This is a genomic window from Pseudomonas sp. AC083 (assembly GCF_979253165.1).
This window is the reverse complement of the sequence record NZ_CEEDDH010000001.1, coordinates 320,156-334,400: the sequence shown is the minus strand read 5'-3', so window position 1 is coordinate 334,400 and position 14,245 is coordinate 320,156. Positions and strand designations below refer to the sequence as shown.

Annotated in this window: 15 protein-coding genes; 9 read left to right on the top strand and 6 right to left on the bottom strand. The window is 60.0% G+C overall.

Annotated features, from left to right (window positions below):
* Positions 1-63 precede the first annotated feature (63 nt).
* The 4 genes from efeU to efeO (AC0IXA_RS01395) are packed head-to-tail and all read left to right on the top strand — an operon-like array spanning position 64 to position 4,263.
* Positions 64-903 (top strand): iron uptake transporter permease EfeU, encoded by an 840-nt coding sequence (gene efeU / locus AC0IXA_RS01410; RefSeq protein ID WP_041480384.1) that lies wholly within the window; start codon positions 64-66, stop codon positions 901-903.
* 8 nt (positions 904-911) lie between these two features.
* Entirely contained in the window at positions 912-2,096 is a 1,185-nt protein-coding gene (gene efeO / locus AC0IXA_RS01405) for an iron uptake system protein EfeO (protein WP_471811278.1), read from the top strand.
* A 17-nt stretch (positions 2,097-2,113) separates the two neighbouring features.
* Positions 2,114-3,412, top strand: a complete 1,299-nt coding sequence (gene efeB, locus AC0IXA_RS01400; RefSeq protein WP_471811276.1) for an iron uptake transporter deferrochelatase/peroxidase subunit — start codon at positions 2,114-2,116, stop codon at positions 3,410-3,412.
* Between the two features lie 26 nt (positions 3,413-3,438).
* Positions 3,439-4,263 carry an iron uptake system protein EfeO gene (efeO, locus tag AC0IXA_RS01395; RefSeq protein ID WP_471811274.1) on the top strand — a complete coding sequence of 275 codons (825 nt, stop codon included), beginning with the start codon at positions 3,439-3,441 and terminating at the stop codon, positions 4,261-4,263.
* 105 nt (positions 4,264-4,368) lie between these two features.
* Here the strand turns inward: efeO (AC0IXA_RS01395) and pssA are convergent, their stop codons facing one another.
* On the bottom strand, positions 4,369-5,712 hold the full coding sequence (gene pssA / locus AC0IXA_RS01390) for a CDP-diacylglycerol--serine O-phosphatidyltransferase (protein ID WP_471811272.1): 1,344 nt from the start codon (positions 5,710-5,712) through the stop codon (positions 4,369-4,371).
* A gap of 215 nt (positions 5,713-5,927) precedes the next feature.
* On the opposite strand from pssA, the gene AC0IXA_RS01385 reads away from it, so the two are divergent.
* The 3 genes from AC0IXA_RS01385 to AC0IXA_RS01375 all read left to right on the top strand — a co-directional run bounded on the left by AC0IXA_RS01385 (position 5,928) and on the right by AC0IXA_RS01375 (position 8,057).
* Positions 5,928-6,491 (top strand): TetR/AcrR family transcriptional regulator, encoded by a 564-nt coding sequence (locus tag AC0IXA_RS01385; protein WP_471811270.1) that lies wholly within the window; start codon positions 5,928-5,930, stop codon positions 6,489-6,491.
* A 54-nt stretch (positions 6,492-6,545) separates the two neighbouring features.
* Positions 6,546-7,025, top strand: coding sequence for a nuclear transport factor 2 family protein (locus AC0IXA_RS01380; protein WP_305380774.1), 480 nt, complete (start codon positions 6,546-6,548; stop codon positions 7,023-7,025).
* A 252-nt stretch (positions 7,026-7,277) separates the two neighbouring features.
* A complete protein-coding gene (locus tag AC0IXA_RS01375; RefSeq protein ID WP_016774706.1) occupies positions 7,278-8,057 on the top strand; it encodes a TSUP family transporter in 780 nt (259 codons plus the stop codon).
* On the opposite strand, the gene nudC is transcribed toward AC0IXA_RS01375, so the two are convergent.
* The 4 genes from nudC to AC0IXA_RS01355 form a co-directional block, all read right to left on the bottom strand.
* On the bottom strand, positions 8,025-8,855 hold the full coding sequence (nudC, locus tag AC0IXA_RS01370) for an NAD(+) diphosphatase (RefSeq protein WP_471811268.1): 831 nt from the start codon (positions 8,853-8,855) through the stop codon (positions 8,025-8,027). The two genes, AC0IXA_RS01375 and nudC, sit on opposite strands and share 33 nt — an antisense overlap.
* Before the next feature lie 7 nt (positions 8,856-8,862).
* Entirely contained in the window at positions 8,863-9,675 is an 813-nt protein-coding gene (locus AC0IXA_RS01365) for a crotonase/enoyl-CoA hydratase family protein (RefSeq protein ID WP_122612736.1), read from the bottom strand.
* Positions 9,676-9,862: 187 nt separating this feature from the next.
* Positions 9,863-11,008 carry a PQQ-dependent sugar dehydrogenase gene (locus tag AC0IXA_RS01360; RefSeq protein ID WP_133337823.1) on the bottom strand — a complete coding sequence of 382 codons (1,146 nt, stop codon included), beginning with the start codon at positions 11,006-11,008 and terminating at the stop codon, positions 9,863-9,865.
* Between the two features lie 52 nt (positions 11,009-11,060).
* Complete coding sequence (locus tag AC0IXA_RS01355; RefSeq protein ID WP_471811266.1) at positions 11,061-11,381, bottom strand: hypothetical protein; 321 nt, start codon at positions 11,379-11,381, stop codon at positions 11,061-11,063.
* 189 nt (positions 11,382-11,570) lie between these two features.
* Here AC0IXA_RS01355 and ku point away from each other — a divergent pair, with 189 nt between their 5' ends.
* Positions 11,571-12,437, top strand: coding sequence for a non-homologous end joining protein Ku (gene ku, locus AC0IXA_RS01350; RefSeq protein WP_039762960.1), 867 nt, complete (start codon positions 11,571-11,573; stop codon positions 12,435-12,437).
* Between the two features lie 132 nt (positions 12,438-12,569).
* On the opposite strand, the gene lpxO is transcribed toward ku, so the two are convergent.
* Complete coding sequence (gene lpxO / locus AC0IXA_RS01345) at positions 12,570-13,469, bottom strand: lipid A hydroxylase LpxO (RefSeq protein ID WP_471811264.1); 900 nt, start codon at positions 13,467-13,469, stop codon at positions 12,570-12,572.
* Between the two features lie 309 nt (positions 13,470-13,778).
* Here lpxO and AC0IXA_RS01340 point away from each other — a divergent pair, with 309 nt between their 5' ends.
* Complete coding sequence (locus tag AC0IXA_RS01340) at positions 13,779-14,213, top strand: short chain dehydrogenase (RefSeq protein WP_206420296.1); 435 nt, start codon at positions 13,779-13,781, stop codon at positions 14,211-14,213.
* Positions 14,214-14,245: the final 32 nt, after the last annotated feature.

The following is a 14,245-nucleotide window of genomic DNA, read 5'->3' as shown; positions in this document are numbered from 1 at the left end:
ATTTGGGAATGAGTGTCATTATGTTACAACTTAGCCTCCTATCTAAATCGCTGTGGCTCGCCAATGCTCGTTCCCTTTTTGATCATGTTGCGCGAAGGCATCGAGGCCGCGCTCATCGTCGGCATCATTGCCAGTTACCTGCAACAGACCGGCCGCGGTCAATGGATGCCAGCGGTATGGATCGGCGTCTTCCTCGCCGCCGCCCTTGCCCTGCTGGTCGGCGGTGGTCTGGAGCTGGTCAGTGCTGAATTCCCGCAAAAGCAGCAGGAGTTGTTCGAAGGCGTGGTCGGTCTGGTCGCCGTGGGCATTCTCAGTTCGATGGTGTTCTGGATGCGCAAGGTCGCGCGGTCGATCAAGCACTCGCTGCAAGCCTCGCTGGATCAGGCGCTGACGCAATCCAGGCATCAGGTGATTGCATTGATCGCCATGGTCTTCTTCGCCGTCGCTCGCGAAGGCCTGGAAACGGTGTTCTTCCTGCTCGCCGTGTTCCAGCAAAGCGAAGGCCCGGGTGCGCCGATTGGCGCCCTGCTCGGCCTGATCCTGGCGGTGATCGTCGGTTTCCTGATCTACAGCGGCAGCATGCGCCTCAATCTTTCGGCGTTCTTCAAGTGGACCGGATTGTTCATCCTTGTGGTCGCCGCCGGGATTCTCGCCAACTCGGTGCAGGCGCTGCATGAAGCCGGGCTGTGGAATCACCTGCAAACGGTGCTGTTCGACTTCAGCGCGACGCTGCCGATGGACGGCCCGCTGGGCTCGGTGCTGGCCGGCATGTTCGGTTATCAGGATGCGCCGACCGTCAGCACCTTGGGCGCGTACCTGATTTATCTGCTGCTGGCACTGGTGATGTTCTTCATGCCCGCGCCTCGCCAGGCGACGCCAACCACTTCCGTTTCCAGCCAATAAGGCCCTTCATGTCTACAACCCAAACCCCTCCGGCCCTGCGTTGGGCGCTGGCCGGCTCGGTGCTGCTGATGATCGCCGCCGGCGGGCTGTTCTGGTACGCCTCGAACATGGCCGCCGCCAAGCGTCAGCACAACCACGACGAAATCGTCGTCAACATCCACCCGCACAGTTGCGAGCCGAATGCCCTGACGGTGCCCGCCGGCCGCGCCAGTTTCCGCATCGTCAACCGCTCCGAGCGTGCGGTCGAGTGGGAAATTCTCGACGGCGTGCTGGTGGTCGAAGAGCGGGAAAACATCGCGCCGGGCCTGAGCCAGGTGATCAACGCCAACCTGCAACCGGGCGACTATGCGATCACTTGCGGCTTGCTCAGCAACCCGCGCGGCACTTTGCACGTCACACCGACGGCCGCTTCCGATGCCGCCGCCAAGGCCAAGCCGTCGATGGTGGCTTTCGTCGGGCCGCTGTCGGAATTTCGCGTGTATCTGGCCGTTCAGGGCAGCGCGTTGATCAAAGCGGCGACGGCGCTGAATCAGGCGGTCGCCAGTGGTGATCTGGCGCAGGCGCAAGCGTTGTACCTGCCGGCGCGTGCTGCCTATCAGCGTCTGGCGCCGGCGGCGCAGCGCCTGGCCGAGCTGGACAATCAGATCAATGCCCGCGCCGATTATTTCGAAAAGCGCGAGCAGGATCCGGCCTTTGTCGGTTTCCATCGCCTCGAATACGCGCTGTTCCAGCAGCGCAATCTCGACGATGTCACGCCGATTGCCCAGCGCTTGCTCGCAGATGTCACCACCCTCAAGCAACAGTTGCTCGCGCAGTCACTGCCGCCGGAGCAACTGGTGGGCATCCTCGTGCGCAACCTCAACAGCCTCGCCGAGGTGCGCGCCGGCAGCGGCGAGGAAGAACGCTACAGCCACAGCGATCTCAACGGTTTCGCCGCCAACGCGCAGACCGCGCGCAAGGTCGTCGACCTGTTGCGCCCGATGCTGAGCAAATCCTCCGCTGACGTGTTGGCGAATGTCGACCAGGCCATGAGTGACTTCGACAACCAGCTCAACGCGTTCAAATCCGCCGATGGCTACGTCAGTTACGACGCCGTGACCGCCGCGCAACGCCAGCAGATTGCCGCCAAAGCCAAGGCTCTGGCCACGGCAATGGATGGCATCGACCCCGCCCTCGGCCTTTCCGGCCTGTAAGCAGAAGACCACGACAGATGAACGATTCAGAACCTCTCAACCTGCAACGACGTCGCGTGCTGATGGGCATGGGCGCCGCCGGTGTCGCCCTTGCCGGATCGGCGCTGAGCTGCCCGGCCATGGCCGCGCAGCCTGCGCAAGTCACCGAAGCGCCGAGCAGCGACAAGACCGAAGACCGCCACGACTTCCACGGTGTGCACCAGGCCGGCATCGTCACCCCGCGCCCGGCCTCCGGGATGCTGGTGGCGTTCGATGTGCTGGCCAGCGATCGCGAAGACCTCGAGCGGCTGTTCCGCACCTTGAACGAACGCATCGCGTTTTTGATGAAAGGCGGCCCGGTCGCGCAGGTCGACCCGAAACTGCCACCGCTGGACTCCGGCATCCTCGGCCCGGTGGTCACCCCGGACAACCTGACCATCACCGTTTCCGTCGGCGATTCGCTGTTCGACGAGCGCTTCGGTCTGGCGGCGGCAAAGCCCAGGCGTCTGCAACGCATGGTCGGCTTTCCCAATGATGCGCTGGACGCCGATTGCTGCCATGGCGACCTGAGCCTGCAGTTCTGCGCCAACACCGCCGACACCAACATTCACGCCCTGCGCGACATCGTCAAGAATCTTCCTGACCTGCTGCTGGTGCGCTGGAAACAGGAAGGCAGCGTCCCGCCGCAAGCGCCGGCCAAACCCGGTGTACCGGCGCAGTCGGCACGCAACTTTCTCGGTTTTCGCGATGGCTCGGCCAACCCTGATTCCAACGACGCCAAGGCCATGGAGCGGATTGTCTGGGTACAACCGGACAGTGACGAACCGGCCTGGGCTGCTCACGGCAGTTATCAAGCGGTGCGCATCATCCGCAACTTCGTCGAGCGCTGGGATCGCACGCCCTTGCAGGAGCAGGAAAGCATTCTCGGCCGGGTCAAGAGCAGCGGCGCGCCCATCGGCGGCCACAAGGAAAGCGAAGTGCCGGATTACAGCAAGGATCCGGCCGGCAAGCTGACCAGGCTCGATGCGCACATTCGTCTGGCCAACCCGCGCACCGCCGCGACCCAGGCCAATTTGATCCTGCGGCGGCCGTTCAACTACTCCAACGGCGTCAACAAGAACGGCCAGCTCGACATGGGCCTGCTGTTCATCTGCTATCAGGCCGATCTGGAAAAAGGCTTTATCACCGTGCAAACCCGACTCAATGGCGAGCCGCTTGAGGAATATCTCAAACCGGTCGGCGGCGGTTATTTCTTCACCCTGCCCGGCGCTACCGGCGATGACGATTTCATCGGTCGCACGTTACTCGCTGCCACCTCCCAAAACAAAACCGCATGACACCCAACCGACACTGGAGCCGCCCCATGAAAAAGACGCCACTCGCGTTATTGCTGACCCTTGGTTTGCTCAACACCCCTCTGTCGGCGTTTGCCGCGACTGCACCGCTGGATCTGGTGGGACCGGTGTCGGACTACAAGATTTACGTCACCGAAAAGCTCGATGAACTGGCCAGCCACACCCAGCAGTTCACCGACGCAGTGAAGAAAGGCGACTTGGCGACCGCGCAGAAGCTCTACGCGCCGACGCGGGTGTATTACGAGTCGATCGAGCCGATTGCCGAGCTGTTCAGCGATCTCGATGCGTCCATCGATTCTCGCGTCGACGATCACGAAAAAGGCGTAAAGGCCGAGGACTTCACTGGCTTTCACCGCATCGAATATTCGTTGTTCGCGGAGAAATCCACCAAAGGCCTGAACGCATTGGCCGACGGTTTGAACAAAGACGTGCAGGATCTGCAAACCCGTGTGGCCGGTCTGACCTTCCCGCCGGAAAAAGTCGTTGGCGGCGCTGCCGCACTGTTGGAAGAAGTGGCGGCGACGAAGATTTCCGGCGAGGAGGACCGCTACAGCCACACCGACCTGTATGACTTCCAGGGCAATATCGACGGCGCCAAGAAGATCGTCGATCTGTTCCGCCCGCAGATCGAACAGCAGGACAAGGCATTCGTAGCGAAAGTCGACAAGAACTTCGCCACGGTCGACAGGATTCTGGCCAAGTACAAGACTTCGGATGGCGGATTTGAGACCTATGACAAGGTCAAGGACAACGACCGCAAAGCGCTGGTCGGGCCGGTGAATACGCTGGCGGAAGATTTGTCGATGATGCGCGGGAAGTTGGGTCTGAACTGATTTTTTAGCCTCTGGTCTGGCCCCTTCGCGAGCAGGCTCGCTCCCACAGTTGGAATGCATTTCCCTGTGGGAGCGAGCCTGCTCGCGAAAGCAATTTCGGACGCGCTAGAGAATCCTGTAAAGCAACCGCTCAATCCTCACCCGACTCACTCGCTTGAGAAACTTCGCCACCCCTGCCGGGTAATCCGGCAGCGTTTCTAGCGCCTGGAAACTGTCGATCCGCGTGGTATGGCGGAAGATGTTTTCCAGCTCTTTCGCCCGTGGCTCCAGCCACTCGCCTTTCGGGTCTTCGATCAGCAGCGCGTTTTCCAGGTCGAGGCGAAACGCCCGTGGGTTGAGGTTGTTGCCGGTCAGCAAGGTGTAGCGCTGATCGATCCACATGCCTTTGAGGTGATAGGTGTTGTCACCGTCGCGCCACAAGTGCAGGTTCAATTGGCCGCTGTCGATGCTGTGCTGATGGCGTTTGGCGAAGCGGCGCAGGCTGATCTCGTACAGATACGGCAGCGCGGCGATCACCTTGAACGGCTCGCTCGGCGGAATGTAGAAATCGTTGGCGGTCTTGTCGCCGACCACAATGTCGATCTTCACGCCACGGGCCAGCGCGCGGTTGATCTCACGGATCACGCCCAGTGGCAGGTTGAAGTATGGCGTACAGATGGTCAGCTGCTTTTGCGCGCTAGCGATCAGTTCGAGAATCGCCCGGTTCAGCGGGTTGTTCTTGCCGACGCCGAGCAGTGGCGTGACCGACAGACCTTCTCGGCTGGTGCTGCCGGCGCCGGTGTCATAGGTCGCATACTTGAGGCGACTGCGCAGGTCACCGATGTCGTTGCGCAGGCTGCGGGTAGTCGGCAGGTTGGGCAGGTCGAGGCGGTGCACGGCTTTCGATTCGATCAGGCCATGCTTGACCAGGTGATGCATCGAATCCGCCAGCTCGCGACTGTGCAGCACGTGGTAACGGTCGAAACGGTACTTGTCGAGTTTGTGCAGGTAGACGTTGTTCAGGCTCGCGCCGCTGTAGACCACCTTGTCGTCGATCACGAAGCCTTTGAGGTGCAGCACGCCGAACAGCTCGCGGGTCTGCACCGGCACGCCGTAGATCGGCACTTCGCTCTGATGCGTGCGGGTCATGTCCTGATACCAGGCGGCGTTGCCCGGCTGCTTGCCGGCACCAATCAAACCGCGCTGGGCACGCAACCAGTCGACCACCACGGCGATTTCCAGCTCGGGACGCTTGAGCTTGGCTGCGTGCAGGGCATCGAGGATTTCCTGACCGGCTTCGTCCTGCTGCAGATACAGCGCAACGATGTATATGCGCTGCGTCGCTGCGGCGATTTGCTCGAGCAGGCAGCGTCGGAATTCGGCAGCACTGGACAGAATGCTCACCGCCTCGGCGGTCAGCGCGAAGCTGCGCAGTTTGGGCAGCAGAGAACGTTTGAAAAGCAACGGCATAAGGCTCGCAAGGTTCGATTCCGAAGAGTTTGAGAGCTTACACCATCGTCTGCGCCGGGTCTTGTCAGTGTCCGTAATGGCCCCTTCGCGAGCAGGCTCGCTCCCACCGTTGAAATGCATTCCCCTGTGGGAGCGAGCGTGCTCGCGAAAGCGTTTTCACACACGCTGAAGAAATTCGCTTGACCAAGGAGAACAGTCGTTCTACTGTTCGCCACATGAACGAATCAATCAGCAATGACACACGCGACATCATTCTGGATGTCACCGAAAAGTTGATCTACAAAAGTGGCATCGCTGCCACCAGCATGGATCTTCTGGTGAAGACCGCCGGCGTCTCCAGAAAAAGCATCTACCGTTACTTTGCCGACAAGGACGCACTGGTTGTCGCAGCCCTTCAGCGACGCGATATTCGCTGGATGCACTGGTTCACAAGTGCTGTCCGCCAGGCCGAAACCCCGGCCGATCGCCTGCTCAACCTGTTTACCGTGCTCAAGGGCTGGTTCGACTCGGAAGGCTTTCGCGGCTGCGCCTTCATCAACACCAGCGGCGAAACCGGTGATCCACAGGATCCAGTGCGACTGGTGGCCAAAGAACACAAACAGAAGCTGCTCGACTACGTGTGCGAGCTATGTACCGAATATGGCGCCGAGGATCCGCAACTGCTGGCCAGACAGTTGCTGATCCTGATTGAAGGCGCCATTACCGTAGCGCTTGTGATGGGTGATCACAGTGCCGCCGATAATGCGCAATGCATGGCGCGAAAGTTATTGGGCCTGTAACTCTTAGCAAGCCGGACTTGTTGTTCAAACATTAAATGAATCAGGAGATTGAACATGTCGACTGCAGCCCAGATACGTCCGCCATTGCCCCCGTTCAACCATGCTTCAGCCATCGAGAAAGTGCGTCTGGCCGAGGATGGCTGGAACAGCCGCGATCCGGAAAAGGTTTCGCTCGCTTACACCCTCGACACCAAATGGCGCAATCGCGCCGAGTTCGCCAACAACCGCGAAGAGGCCAAGGCGTTTCTGACGCGCAAATGGGCGAAGGAACTGGATTATCGTTTGATCAAAGAACTCTGGGCCTACTCCGATACGCGTATCGCGGTGCGTTATGCCTATGAATGGCACGACGATTCCGGCAACTGGTTCCGCTCGTACGGCAACGAGAACTGGGAGTTCGATGACAACGGCCTGATGTTCCAGCGCTATGCCTGCATCAATGACATGCCGATCAAGGAAAGCGAGCGCAAATTCCACTGGCCGCTGGGGCGCCGGCCGGATGATCATCCGGGGCTGAGTGAACTCGGTCTCTAAAGCCAACCCACCCCTGTGTAGGAGCTGCCGAAGGCTGCGATCTTTTGATCTTGATTTGATCGTTCCCACGCGCAGCAGCCGGAACGCTCTGCGTCCCGGAAGATCGCAGCCTTCGGCAGCTCCTACACAGGAACGTATTCCAGAGCGTAGTTGACGACGGCATGCTCTGGCTCGCCGCCGCAGTTCGATACAGGTAACATAATCGCCCTCCCCGCAGCCTACTTTCTGCGCCTTGCCGAATAAGCCGACTCCATGCCTTTCGAACTCAGCGTTGACCTCACCACCCTGGCCATTCTGGCTGCTGTTGCTTTCCTTGCCGGTTTCATCGATGCCATCGCGGGCGGTGGCGGTCTGTTGACCACGCCGGCGCTGCTGACGGCGGGCCTGCCGCCGCATCTGGTGCTGGGCACCAACAAGCTGAGCTCGACCTTCGGTTCGGCGACCGCCAGCTTCACCTTCTACAAACGCAAACTGTTTCATCCACGCCAGTGGACCCACGCCATTGTCGGCACCTTGGTCGGCGCGCTGACTGGCGCGGTGGTTGCGCATTACCTGCCGGCCGAATGGCTGAACAAGATGCTGCCGGTGATCGTTTTCGCCTGTGGCCTGTATTTGCTGTTTGGCGGCACGCCGAAAGCGCCGCTCGACAGCGACGCGCCGATCAAAAAGAAATGGCAATCGACCCAAGGCTTCAGCCTCGGTTTCTACGATGGCGTGGCCGGCCCCGGCACGGGCGCATTCTGGACCGTGAGCAGTCTGCTGCTGTACCCGATCGATCTGGTCAAGGCCAGCGGCGTGGCGCGGAGCATGAACTTCGTCAGCAACATCGCGGCGCTGTCGGTGTTCATCTTCTCCGGACAAGTCGACTGGATCATCGGCCTGTGCATGGGCCTGTCGGTGATGGTCGGGGCTTTCTTTGGCGCGCGCACCGCGATCAGCGGCGGCGCCAAATTCATTCGTCCGGTGTTCATCACCGTCGTGCTCGGGCTGACTGTGCGCCTAGCCTGGCAACACTGGTTCAGCGTGGCCTAAGCGCCGCGCCACATAGACGTCGATCAGGTAACGGGCAATCGAACGCGACGCTGGCAACGGCGGCAACTCGTGCACGTTGAACCACTGGGCGTCTTCGATCTCGTCTTCCTGACAGACAATTTCGCCACCGGCATATTCGGCATGGAAGCCGAGCATCATCGAATGCGGGAACGGCCAGCACTGGCTGCCGATGTACTGGATGTTCTTCACTTCGATCTGCACTTCCTCGCGAACTTCGCGAATCAGGCAATCCTCGGCTGATTCCCCCGGCTCGGCGAAGCCGGCCAGCGTGCTGTAAACCCCGGTGACGAAACGCGGCGAGCGCGCCAGAAGAATTTCGTCGCCACGGGTGATCAGCACGATCATGCTCGGTGAAATGCGCGGATAACTGCGCAGCTCGCACGGCTGGCAATACATCGCTCGTTCACGCGGCACTTGCGTCATCGGCTGCCCGCAGTTGCCGCAGAAGCGGTGTTCGCGAGCCCAAGTGCCGATCTGTGCGGCATAACCGAGCACTTTGTACAGCGTGTGATCGCCTTCGAGCATGAACGCTCGCAGGCCTTTCCAGCCGCATCCGGGCACTTCGCTGACACTGCGCAACTCAAGCAGATAGACCGGTTCGCCATCCAGATGACCAATCCCATGCTCGGCGAGGACTGGAAGGTCCTGGCGCTTGAGCCATTCGCGCGGGAACAGTGCGCCATTGTCATCGAACAGAAAGCCTTCCGGGCTGCGCGCTACGGCCCAGCCGCCGGGTTGATCAGTGTCGAGTACTGCAGTGGTCCAGCGAGAGGTCATGGTTAACTCAATCCAGAAATTCGGGTTTCTGTTTGCTCATGTGGGCGGCCATGGCCACGCGCAGATCGTTAGATTGCAGCATGGCGGCGTTCCAGGTGGCAACGTATTCGAGACCATCGTCGATTCGGTGGTCGCGCATGTAGCTGATCATTTCCTTGGTGCCGGTCACGGCAATCGGCGACTTCGCCGCGATGTCGCGGGCAATGTCGAACACGCCTTCGAGCAGTGTGTCTTTGTCGCTGTAGACGCGATTGACCAAGCCCATGCTGCGTGCTTCCTCGGCGCCAAAGGTGCGACCGGTGTAAGCCAGCTCACGCAGCATGCCGTCTCCGATGATTCGCGGCAACCGTTGCAGCGTACCGACGTCAGCGGCCATGCCGATGTCAATTTCCTTGATGGAAAATTGCGCGTCCTCGGCGGCATAACGCATATCACAAGCCGAGATCAGATCGATCGCCCCGCCCAGGCAATAGCCCTGAATCGCAGCAAGCACCGGTTTGCGGCAGTTGTCGACAGCGTTGAACGAGGCTTGCAGATTGAGGATCTTGCGCCGCAACAGGCGCGCATTGCGGCCCACGTCCTTGCCCAGTTCATTGGCGACACCGGCAAGCATCATCAGGTCAATGCCGGAAGAAAAATGTTTGCCATTACCGCTGAGCACCACCACGCGGACTTCGTCGGTATCGTCGATCCATTGGAAGATCTCGATGATCTCGCTCCAGAACGCCGCGTTCATTGCGTTGATCTTTTCCGGGCGATTGATCTGCACATGCGCGATGTTATCGGCCAGTTCGACGCTGAAGGCGGAGTATTGAGTCATGGCAGTGATCCTTTACCGGGCTGGGAAATAAGGCCCGAACTATAACAAGGCAACGGGGCGGCGGTTCGGCCAAATGCGGGACTGACGGGCGCGGCTCATTGGGGAGCAGCCGAAGGCTGCGATCTTTTTGGGACGCAGAGCGTCCCGGGCTGCATTCCCACGCAGAGCGTGGGAACGATCGATTGGCTTATTTCAGCCCCAGCCTGTACAGCGAGCCATTCTCTTCATCCGTCAGCACATACAGATAGCCATCCGGCCCTTGGCGCACATCGCGGATGCGCTGATTCAATTCACCCAGCAAACGCTCCTCATGCACCACCTTGTCACCATCGAACTGCAGGCGAATCAGTTCCTGGGTCACCAGTGCGCCGATGAACGCGTTGTGCTGCCACGGGGTGAAGCGATCGGCGTCGTAGAACGCCATGCCGGTAACCCCCGGGGATTTTTCCCAGACATGATGCGGCGCCACGGTGCCTTCAGCAGTTTTGCCCTTGGCCTCTGGAATGGGCTGCATCGAGTAATTGATGCCATGGGTCGCCAACGGCCAGCCGTAGTTTTTGCCGCGCTCGATGATGTTCACTTCATCACCGCCACGTGGCCCGTGTTCGTTCTCCCACAGCGTGCCGGTCCACGGATTGAGCGCCGCGCCCTGCGGGTTGCGCAGGCCATAGGACCAGATTTCAGGCCGGACACCGGATTGGCCAACGAAAGGGTTATCGTCCGGCACTTTGCCGTCCGGGAAGATGCGTACGACTTTGCCTTGCAACTTGTCGAGGTCCTGCGCAGTCGGCCGATCATTGTTTTCGCCGAGGGTGATGAACAGATACCCGTCGCGATCGAACACCAGCCGCGAACCGAAGTGGTTGCTCACTGAGAGTTTCGGTTCCTGACGGAAGATCACGTTGAAGTCCTTCAACGTCTTCAGGTCATCGGAAAGCCGTCCGCGCCCTACCGCCGTACCAGCCTTGCCGCCCTCACCGCCGCCTTCTGCATACGACAGGTAGACCATGCGGTCCTGCTTGAAGTCCGGCGACAGTGCCACATCAAGCAAACCGCCCTGCCCTTTGGCCCAGACTTGCGGCACGCCACTGATCGGCTCCGACAGTTTGCCGTCCTTGCTCACGACGCGCAGATGCCCCGGGCGCTCGGTCACCAGCATGCCCTTCTGATCAGGCAGAAATGCCAGCGCCCACGGATGTTCCAGGCCCTGGGCAACGGTGGTGACTTCAAGAATGCCCTGTTCGCTTTTAAGCTCTTTAGGCGCGGCGGCGAAGGCCGGGGCACTGATCAGCGCGGCGGCGCAACAGGTGGCTAGAAGGGTTTTACGCAACATGCACGATTCCTTTTGTTCGTGTGAAAGGCTGACAGGACCTCAGTCCTGCCGTTCAACGGTTGCTGCCGGTGCCCCGTGGGGGCGGGTTGGGAATGAAGGTTGGCGGATTGCTCGGCACCGAGCGAATGGGCTGGCCATTGCCGATACCGCGATTTTCAAGGGTTGGCTGACGTGGCACGGGAACGGTGTTCGGCCCGCGAAGGGGCGGAGCACTGGGCTGGGTGCCCTGCATGCTGTTGGGGTTGGCCCGGCGGATCGGGCTGTTGTAAGGGTTATTGCTGTTGCCGGTGGGGCTTTGCGCCAGCACGACATCGGCATGCACCAGACCGCCACTGAGGGCCAGGACGGCGATGCCAATCAGAAAACGATTCATGAGGAATACCTCTCGATGTGCGTGGACTAGAGCCTTGGAGCCCACGCTACGCCGTGGGTTCGGATTTGTTAACCCTCGCGTCTTAAACAACATGTAACACGGCTTGACCGTACCGCTGGACGCTGCGCAATCACTGGAAACTTTCTCACCGCGCCACGGGTCACCTGATCATCACTCGGAGGACAAGTCATGGCTCGGGCAATCTGGAAAGGCGCAATCAGTTTTGGACTGGTACACATCCCCGTGGCGCTGGTTTCAGCGACGTCGTCCCAAGGCGTGGACTTCGACTGGCTCGACAGCCGCAGCATGGACCCGGTGGGCTATAAACGCATCAACAAGGTCACCGGCAAGGAAGTCACCAAAGAGAACATCGTCAAAGGCGTGGCCTACGAAAAGGGCCGATATGTGGTGCTCAGCGAGGAAGAAATCCGCTCGGCGCACCCGGTTTCCACGCAGACCATCGACATTTTCTCGTTCGTCGATGCCGAGCAGATTCCGCTGCAGAACATCGATACGCCCTACTACCTGGCACCGGACAAGCGCGGCGGCAAGGTCTACGCGTTGCTGCGCGAAACCCTGAGCAAAACCAACAAGGTCGCCCTCGCCCGCGTTGTCCTGCATACCCGTCAATACCTGGCCGCGTTGATGCCGCTGGAGTCGGCGCTGGTTCTGGTGAAACTGCGCTGGCCGCAGGAAGTGCGCAGCCTCGATGAGCTGGCGCTGGGCAGCGAAGTGACCAAACCGCAACTGGCCAAGGGCGAATTGGACATGGCTAAACGTCTGGTTGAAGACATGACCTCGGAGTGGTCGCCGGAGGACTACAAGGACGAGTTCGAAGACAAGATCATGGCGCTGGTCGAGAAGAAAGCCCACGAAGGCAAGATCGAGGACGTCGAGACCGCCACTGGCGAGGAAGAGCGCAAGACTGCCGATGTTATCGACTTGACCGAACTGCTCAAGCGCAGCCTCGGTGGCAAGGCACCGGCCAAGCCCAAGGCTAAATCAACCAGTAAGGCGGCGCCGGCGAAGAAGACTCGGAAAGCGTCCGGGGAGTAAGCTTTGGGCCAGCTAGAGGTATGTTTGAAGTGAAGCCGCCTTCGCGAGCAGGCTCGCTCCCACAGGGGAACGCATTCCAGATTGTGGGAGCGAGCCTGCTCGCGAAGAGGCCGGTACCGACGCCGCAAGCCTTCAGATCAGAATGAAGATCGCCAGCAACGCGGCAAAAATCGCCCATTTCTCGAGGTAATACCGCGTACGGTTGCGCTTCTTCAACTCTTTGCCGCGCAAACGGATCTTGTAGATCTTGGTAAACAAGCGGTTGATACCACCGGTCTTGTCCCCCGCATCATTTGGCGCGCCCGCCGCTGACATCACCGTGCGGCTGAACCAGCGGTTGAACGCCGCCGCCCAGCGGTACTTCAACGGCCGCTCAATATCACAGAACAGAATGATGCGATTCTGATCCGTGGTGTTCTCTGCGTAATGAATAAACGTCTCGTCGAACATCACCGCTTCGCCATCGCGCCAGTGATAGTTCTCGCCGTCGACGTTGATATAGCAGCCAGGATCGTTCGGCGTATCCAGGCCCAGGTGATAACGGTAGGACCCCGCGTACGGATCGCGATGGCGCACCAGCTTGGAGCCCGGTGGCAGCTCGGCAAACATCGCCGCTTTGATCGACCCGATGCTCTGCACCAGTTCGGTGGTGCGTGGGCACAGCTTCATCGCCGATGGGTGACTGTCGCCGTACCACTTGAGGTAGAAGCGCTTCCAGCCGGTCTTGAAGAAGGAGTTGAAGCCGACATCGTCATACTGATTCGAGCGCTTGATCTCGCCGGCACGCAACAGATTCTGGCCTTCCTCGCGAATCTCTTCCCAGTTCGCCTGCAACGGGCTCAGATCGGGGAAATCCGCCGGATTCAGATACGGCTTGTTGGGCATCCTGGAAAACAGATAGAGGAAGCAGTTGATCGGCGCGAGGAACGTCGAGTGGTCGCTCAATTGCCGCCCCAGCTTGTGGCGCACGCGTCCACGCAAGTGAACGTAAGCAATGGAGATGACATAAACAGCGGCAATGATGAGTTTCACGGAAAAGGGTCACACGTCAAAAGTGAACAAACTGCGCGCGTGGCGACCTGAGGCCCAGCGTCTTATGCAGCGGTCTTGATGCACAGGGCGCGTCCATGGCCCGCGCCGTTTCCGGGCGCTCGGTGAAAGGGTGGCATTTTAGCCACAGTTCGTAACCGATAGTGAACCCTCAACTGTGAAAAACTGTCTTGCGCGTTTGCGTGTAAAGCTATAGCACACTTGAATCCATACAAACGCCCGTTGCTCATTTCAATGGAACCACGCTTGGCACGCGCTCCTCTATCGCTTACCAATAACGGAGGAACCCCCATGATCGCCCCAGAAACCGGTATGAAACCAGGTCAGCGCTATCGAATTGAAAGCGTCGAGCGCGCGCCGCAATTCTCTGGCTTTTTTCTCGATGGAAAGTATTACCTGGGACCCGAGTTGCAGACCGCCATCGGCTGGCTTGAAGGGCAAATATTCTTCTACGACCAGCTCGACCCGACCGGTGAGCCGGTTTATCCGGGCCGAATTGCCGGCACGATCGAAGGGCTGACGCTGGTAATGCCGGACGGCTTACGGCTGGAGATTGAAGAAGCGCCTTATCTGGCGGAACCTGCTGCGCCAGTGCGCGCTTCCCTCGCCGGGCGCATCGAGCGTATCTCGCGGCAGCCAATTCGCCCTTCACCGCTTCTGGTGGCCGGGGCTGCGATGCTGGTAGGGGTTTGCCTGCTGACGATCTCGCGCATCAGAAATCGCTGAAGGCCACCGCGCGAGCAGTGGCCCAACTATCG

Coding starts and splice junctions, on each gene's coding strand:
- efeO (WP_471811278.1), top strand. CDS start 912: ATGTCTACAACCCAAACCCCTCCGGCCCTGCGTTGGGCGCTGGCCGGC.
- AC0IXA_RS01340 (WP_206420296.1), top strand. CDS start 13,779: ATGATCGCCCCAGAAACCGGTATGAAACCAGGTCAGCGCTATCGAATT.
- ku (WP_039762960.1), top strand. CDS start 11,571: ATGGCTCGGGCAATCTGGAAAGGCGCAATCAGTTTTGGACTGGTACAC.
- efeB (WP_471811276.1), top strand. CDS start 2,114: ATGAACGATTCAGAACCTCTCAACCTGCAACGACGTCGCGTGCTGATG.
- efeU (WP_041480384.1), top strand. CDS start 64: ATGCTCGTTCCCTTTTTGATCATGTTGCGCGAAGGCATCGAGGCCGCG.
- pssA (WP_471811272.1), bottom strand. CDS start 5,712: ATGCCGTTGCTTTTCAAACGTTCTCTGCTGCCCAAACTGCGCAGCTTC.
- AC0IXA_RS01360 (WP_133337823.1), bottom strand. CDS start 11,008: ATGTTGCGTAAAACCCTTCTAGCCACCTGTTGCGCCGCCGCGCTGATC.
- AC0IXA_RS01365 (WP_122612736.1), bottom strand. CDS start 9,675: ATGACTCAATACTCCGCCTTCAGCGTCGAACTGGCCGATAACATCGCG.
- AC0IXA_RS01355 (WP_471811266.1), bottom strand. CDS start 11,381: ATGAATCGTTTTCTGATTGGCATCGCCGTCCTGGCCCTCAGTGGCGGT.
- nudC (WP_471811268.1), bottom strand. CDS start 8,855: ATGACCTCTCGCTGGACCACTGCAGTACTCGACACTGATCAACCCGGC.
- AC0IXA_RS01375 (WP_016774706.1), top strand. CDS start 7,278: ATGCCTTTCGAACTCAGCGTTGACCTCACCACCCTGGCCATTCTGGCT.
- AC0IXA_RS01385 (WP_471811270.1), top strand. CDS start 5,928: ATGAACGAATCAATCAGCAATGACACACGCGACATCATTCTGGATGTC.
- efeO (WP_471811274.1), top strand. CDS start 3,439: ATGAAAAAGACGCCACTCGCGTTATTGCTGACCCTTGGTTTGCTCAAC.
- AC0IXA_RS01380 (WP_305380774.1), top strand. CDS start 6,546: ATGTCGACTGCAGCCCAGATACGTCCGCCATTGCCCCCGTTCAACCAT.